The sequence below is a fragment of the Shigella sp. FJ200513 genome (assembly GCF_040495915.1).
GTDB lineage: Bacteria > Pseudomonadota > Gammaproteobacteria > Enterobacterales > Enterobacteriaceae > ECMA0423.
In genome coordinates this window covers 47,792-53,791 of record NZ_JBDYCV010000018.1, presented here as the reverse complement: position 1 = coordinate 53,791, position 6,000 = coordinate 47,792, and the positions used below count along the sequence as shown (strand labels likewise).

Genomic DNA, 6,000 nt, shown 5'->3' with positions numbered 1-6,000 from the left:
TCGGTGGAGCTGCATGACAAGGTCATCGGGCATTATCTGAACATAAAACACTATCAGTAAGTTGGAGTCATTACCAACGAATCGCTGCTGCTACGCCATCCCGAAACTCTTCTTCACGGCCAGGAATACAGGCAATACCGCGCTCGCCCGCCGCCCAGTCACCTGCCGGTAAATTGTGCAGCGTATGTTCGAGTTTATTACTCGCCAGTACCTGTTTTAATTCTTCAATGTCGTAGTCATAAGGAAACATAAATTCAACGCCGCGAAAACCACACTGCGCAGCTTTCTCAAAACGGGCGAGAAAATCATATTCACCAAATAACATCGATAAATTAGCAGAGAAACGTAACATCATTTATCTCCCTTATTCATAGTGCATGAAGCAGGTTTCAGTCGGTGCATCCGCTGCGTTATCGGCGATATCTTCAAATTCCATGACGTTATCCAGTTCGCTGCCCATCGAAATATTGGTCACACGCTCGAGAATAACTTCCACGACTACCGGTACCCGATATTGCGCCATTAAGGCTTTCGCCTGTTCAAAGGCTGGCGCAATATCTTCCGGTTTGAAGACCCGAATAGCTTTACAACCTAAACCTTCCGCTACTTTTACGTGGTCAACACCGTAGCCATTCACTTCACTGGAGTTGATATTCTCGAAAGCGAGTTGCACGCAGTAGTCCATGTCAAAAGCGCGTTGTGACTGACGAATCAGGCCGAGATAGGCGTTATTCACCAGCACATGGATGTACGGAATGTTGAACTGCGCGCCAACGGCTAACTCTTCAATCAGGAACTGGAAGTCAAAGTCGCCAGAAATCGCCACCACATTGCGTTTCGGATCAGCGGCACAACCCCCCAGCGCCGCCGGAATCGTCCAGCCTAACGGACCAGCCTGACCACAGTTGATCCAGTGGCGGTCTTTAAAGACATGCAGCATTTGTGCCGCAGCGATTTGTGACAGACCAATAGTGGTGACATAACAAACATCGCGACCAAAGGCTTTGTTCATCTCTTCATACACGCGCTGCGGTTTCACCGGCACGTTGTCGAAGTGGGTTTTGCGCAGCAAAGTGCGTTTACGCTGCTGGCAGTCGGCGACCCATTCTTTACGACACGGCAGACGACCCGCTTTTTGCATCTCCTGCGCCACTTCAACCAGCAGTGTCAGCGCCGCTTTAGCATCAGAGACAATGCCGAGATCCGGACACAGCACGCGACCAATTTGCGTCGGCTCAATATCAATATGAACGATTTTGCGCCCTTCGGTGTATTTCTCTACCGAACCGGTATGACGGTTAGCAAAACGGTTACCGATACCAAACACCATGTCGGACGCCAGCAACGTTGCGTTACCGTAACGATGCGCGGTTTGCAGACCGACCATCCCGGCCATCAGTTCATGATCGTCCGGGATACAGCCCCAGCCCATCAGCGTTGGGATCACCGGAACGCTGGTCAGTTCAGCAAACTGTTGTAACAGTGCAGCTGCGTCAGCATTGATTACCCCGCCCCCGGCAACAATCACCGGACGTTCGGCCTGGATTAACATTTCTACAGCTTTTTCGATCTGCATACGGCTGGCAGCAGGTTTGTAGACCGGCAGCGGTTCGTACATGTCAGGATCAAACTCGATTTCCGCAACCTGAACGTCGAACGGTAAATCCACCAGTACCGGACCCGGACGACCAGAACGCATCAGGTGAAATGCCTGTTGCAGCACGCGAGGCACCAGCGCCGCTTCACGAACTGTAACCGCCATTTTGCTGACCGGTTTAGCAATTGCTTCAATATCTACGGCCTGAAAATCTTCTTTATGCAGACGGGCGCGCGGTGCCTGGCCGGTAATGCACAGAATAGGAATGGAATCAGCAGAAGCGGAATAGAGCGCGGTGATCATGTCCGTGCCCGCAGGACCGGAAGTCCCCAGACATACGCCGATATTCCCTGCCGTTGCGCGGGTATAACCTTCCGCCATGTGCGAAACACCTTCCACATGACGCGCCAGAATGTGACGAATACCGCCGTGCTTACGCATCGCTGAGTAGAACGGATTAATTGCAGCTCCCGGAACGCCGAAGGCGGTGGTGATACCTTCTTTCTCCAGCACATACATTGCCGCGTCAACGGCTCTCATTTTTGCCATTTTATTCCTACCTCTATTAGTTGGAAAAATTTTCCAACTTTCAAATTTTGTCAAAAAAACCCGCTCCGCAGAGCGGGATGCGACAGACACTATGGATGTGCTTTCAGTCCCAACGCCGTGCTGATATCGCGGGCGGTGTCTCTGACCAGCTCACCCTGACTGACAAAACGATCTTCTGTCAGTCTTGATGAAGGCCCGGAGATGGAGATAGCGGCAACAACTCTACCGACATCATCGTAAATTGCTGAAGCTATGCAATTCAGACCTACAACATGCTCTTCTTTATCTACGGTATAGCCCAGTTCACGCGCTTGTTCCAGGTCCTTCAGCAAGGTGGGCATATCCACAAGCGTAGTTGGCGTAAACTGCTGCAAACCGGTTTGCAGAATGATGCTCATCAACTCCTCTTCCGCCAGCGGATAAAGCAGCGCTTTGCCCGCACCGGAAGCATGCAGCGGCAGACGACTGCCCAGTGGCGCACACATCCTGACCATCGATTTACACTCTAACTGACCAATTAATACCGCTTCATTGCCGTTACGGATCGCGACATTGACCGTTTCGCCGGAAAGTAACATCAGGCGGCGCATAAACGGCCCGGCGACGGAGAGGACATCGCGGTTATGGATGTACGCCGCACCGACGTTAAAGACACCTAATCCTATATGCCACCAGCCTAATTGACTGTCCTGATAGACAAAATCCGCTGCTTGTAAAACCTTCAGCAAGCGAAAGGTCGTGGAGAGCGGCAAATCCAGATTGAGAGAAATATCGCTAACCGACGAACTTCCCCCACTTTTTTCCAGATATTGCAGAATCGCAATTCCCCGCTCTAACGCCTGTGCGCCCTTCTGTGCCACAGGCTCCGCCTGTCCTGGCCTGCCGCGCCGTCTAACTTCCGTCATACCTACGTTAACTCCGACCTACAAGTGAGCATAAACAATGAACAATTAGTTTATCTTATGCAAGTCGGTTGCAGGCGTCACGCAAAACAGAGTTCCTGTTCAGGAATACTTTCAACATCACAGTTGTCACTGCCGCCGCGATCGATGGTCAGAAAATCGGTGACGCGCTGCCAGGCGAAAAGTGGGTGATGCCAGACGTTACGATGGTAATTCACCCCCTGTTCACCGTTGGTGATAAACGCCCGCAGCGTTGACAGGTCTGGTTTGTCGTCGCCTAACGCCACGACCACCACAAACACTTCACCTTTCATTGGGATAAAGGCCTGAATGCCCAGCGGATGACGTTCGAGTTCGTGAATGGTCAGCGGCAGATTCGCCGGTTGCGCGCGGTTAATGCTGATAAGCGTACGGTCTTGCTCAAGAATCTCAACCAGCGCCAAATCGTGGTAACGCTCCACCAGGCCATTGTTAATATGGAAAAAATCCCGTTGCTGCGTTTCGATTACGTCGCCATAAGCACTAAAGGCTTCCTGACTTAACGGTAATACCTGAAGTTTCATCTTTTTGTCCTTGTAACATAATTCCGTTCAACCACCGCCGACCGGTCAGCTTGGTTTCAATAACAGGCAATCTAAAACCTTAAGAGAACAACATTAATACAAAAGTTGGAATGTTTTTCCAAAACTAGATTTAGTCCACAAATTGAACAGGATTATCATGTAAAAATACTGATAAATCAGAGGATAAGAAAATCACGCAACTTGCGGATTTAAAAGGGGATACCTGAAGATGTTCGATCCAGAAACCTTGCGGACTTTCATTGCGGTTGCTGAAACAGGAAGTTTTTCAAAAGCGGCAGAACGATTATGTAAAACCACGGCGACGATCAGTTATCGCATTAAACTTCTGGAAGAGAATACCGGAGTAGCGCTGTTTTTCCGTACGACTCGTAGCGTAACGTTGACAGCGGCTGGCGAGCATCTACTTTCCCAGGCCAGAGACTGGCTGAGCTGGCTGGAAAGTATGCCCAGCGAGCTGCAACAGGTGAATGATGGCGTGGAACGCCAGGTGAATATTGTCATCAACAACCTGCTCTATAACCCCCAGGCCGTCGCCCAGTTGCTGGCGTGGCTGAATGAGCGTTACCCCTTTACCCAGTTTCACATCTCCCGACAAATCTATATGGGCGTCTGGGACTCGCTATTGTACGAAGGTTTTTCGCTGGCTATCGGGGTCACGGGAACTGAGGCGCTGGCAAATACCTTTAGTCTTGATCCCTTAGGATCGGTGCAATGGCGATTTGTCATGGCGGCGGATCATCCGCTGGCGAACGTTGAAGAGCCGCTAACAGAAGCGCAGTTGCGTCGCTTTCCGGCGGTCAATATTGAAGACAGCGCCGGCACCTTAACCAAACGCGTCGCCTGGCGATTGCCGGGGCAAAAAGAGATTATTGTTCCCGATATGGAAACGAAAATCGCCGCCCATCTGGCGGGTGTTGGCATTGGTTTTTTGCCAAAATCACTTTGCCAGTCAATGATCGATAATCAACAACTGGTCAGCCGGGTAATCCCAACGATGCGCCCTCCTTCGCCATTGAGTCTGGCATGGCGCAAATTTGGCAGCTGCAAAGCGGTAGAAGATATTGTGACCTTGTTTACCCAACACAGGCCGGAAATCAGCGGATTTTTAGAAATTTTCGGCACCCCACGCAGTTAAAAATCAAGTTTCCTTGCGCGTTGGCGCGTAAAATAGCGCGCAAGCTGATTTGAGGTTCACTTTTAACTATGCAAGAGAGACACACGGAACAGGACTATCGTGCCCTGCTGATTGCTGATACGCCCATTATTGATGTTCGCGCCCCTATCGAGTTTGAGCAAGGCGCAATGCCCGCCGCTATCAATCTGCCGTTAATGGATAACGATGAACGCGCCTCCGTTGGCACCTGCTATAAACAGCAAGGCTCAGACGCAGCGCTGGCGCTGGGGCATAAACTGGTGGCGGGTGAAATTCGTCAGCAGCGTATGTACGCCTGGCGGGCAGCGTGCCTGCAAAATCCGCAAGGTATTCTCTGCTGCGCCCGTGGCGGTCAACGTTCACATATTGTGCAACGCTGGCTGCATGAAGCGGGGATTGATTATCCGCTGGTGGAAGGCGGTTATAAGGCACTGCGCCAGACCGCGATTCAGGCGACCATTGAACTGGCACAAAAACCGATAGTGCTGATTGGCGGTTGTACCGGCAGCGGTAAAACGCTATTAGTGCAACAACAGCCAAACGGTGTTGATCTGGAAGGGCTGGCGCGTCATCGCGGTTCGGCGTTTGGTCGCACGTTACAACCACAACTTAGCCAGGCGAGTTTTGAAAACCTGCTGGCTGCCGAAATGCTAAAAACCGACGCCCGTCAGGATTTGCGCCTGTGGGTGCTGGAAGATGAAAGCCGGATGATCGGTTCGAATCACCTGCCGGAATGTCTGCGCGAGCGAATGACTCAGGCGGCGATTGCGGTGGTAGAAGATCCGTTTGAGATCCGTCTTGAACGCCTGAATGAAGAGTATTTCTTGCGTATGCATCATGATTTTACCCACGCTTATGGCGACGAACAGGGCTGGCAGGAATATTGCGAATACCTGCATCACGGACTTTCGGCGATTAAGCGTCGGCTGGGGTTACAGCGCTATAACGAACTCGCTGCCCAGCTGGATACGGCGCTGACAACGCAACTCACCACCGGCAGCACCGACGGTCATCTGGCCTGGCTGGTGCCGTTACTTAAAGAATATTACGACCCAATGTATCGCTATCAGCTTGAGAAAAAAGCGGAAAAAGTTGTCTTTCGCGGTGAGTGGGCGGAAGTGGCGGTATGGGTTAAGGCGCAGTGATGGGCGGTATTCTGAAACGGCGATTGTCGTGAGAACAAAATGGTTGCACCAGAATACAGATATAAAAAAA

General features: G+C 51.3%; 6 protein-coding genes and 1 pseudogene. 3 read left to right on the top strand and 4 right to left on the bottom strand.

All coding sequences use genetic code 11. The annotated features are described in order from the left end of the window. The coding region (locus ABZJ92_RS06415; protein ID WP_071528444.1) for an IS1 family transposase at positions 1-60 on the top strand (60 nt) is incomplete at its 5' end. Positions 61-73: 13 nt separating this feature from the next. Here ABZJ92_RS06415 and ABZJ92_RS06410 read toward each other — a convergent pair. The 4 genes and pseudogenes from ABZJ92_RS06410 to allA all read right to left on the bottom strand — a co-directional run. Continuing rightward, a pseudogene (locus ABZJ92_RS06410) lies at positions 74-352 on the bottom strand (TIM barrel protein); the annotation flags it as partial. 12 nt (positions 353-364) lie between these two features. Continuing rightward, positions 365-2,146: a glyoxylate carboligase gene (gene gcl / locus ABZJ92_RS06405; protein WP_005083112.1), complete on the bottom strand. Its 1,782-nt coding sequence runs from the start codon at positions 2,144-2,146 to the stop codon at positions 365-367. A gap of 89 nt (positions 2,147-2,235) precedes the next feature. Beyond that, positions 2,236-3,051, bottom strand: coding sequence for an HTH-type transcriptional repressor AllR (gene allR, locus ABZJ92_RS06400; RefSeq protein WP_000141273.1), 816 nt, complete (start codon positions 3,049-3,051; stop codon positions 2,236-2,238). Positions 3,052-3,128: 77 nt separating this feature from the next. Then, positions 3,129-3,611: an ureidoglycolate lyase gene (gene allA, locus ABZJ92_RS06395; RefSeq protein ID WP_000776379.1), complete on the bottom strand. Its 483-nt coding sequence runs from the start codon at positions 3,609-3,611 to the stop codon at positions 3,129-3,131. A 229-nt stretch (positions 3,612-3,840) separates the two neighbouring features. Between allA and allS the strand changes: the two genes are divergently transcribed. Together allS and mnmH are read left to right on the top strand one after the other, a co-directional pair. Next, positions 3,841-4,767 carry an HTH-type transcriptional activator AllS gene (gene allS / locus ABZJ92_RS06390; protein ID WP_000460136.1) on the top strand — a complete coding sequence of 309 codons (927 nt, stop codon included), beginning with the start codon at positions 3,841-3,843 and terminating at the stop codon, positions 4,765-4,767. Between the two features lie 68 nt (positions 4,768-4,835). Further along, positions 4,836-5,930 (top strand): tRNA 2-selenouridine(34) synthase MnmH, encoded by a 1,095-nt coding sequence (mnmH, locus tag ABZJ92_RS06385; RefSeq protein WP_001157940.1) that lies wholly within the window; start codon positions 4,836-4,838, stop codon positions 5,928-5,930. Positions 5,931-6,000 lie beyond the last annotated feature (70 nt).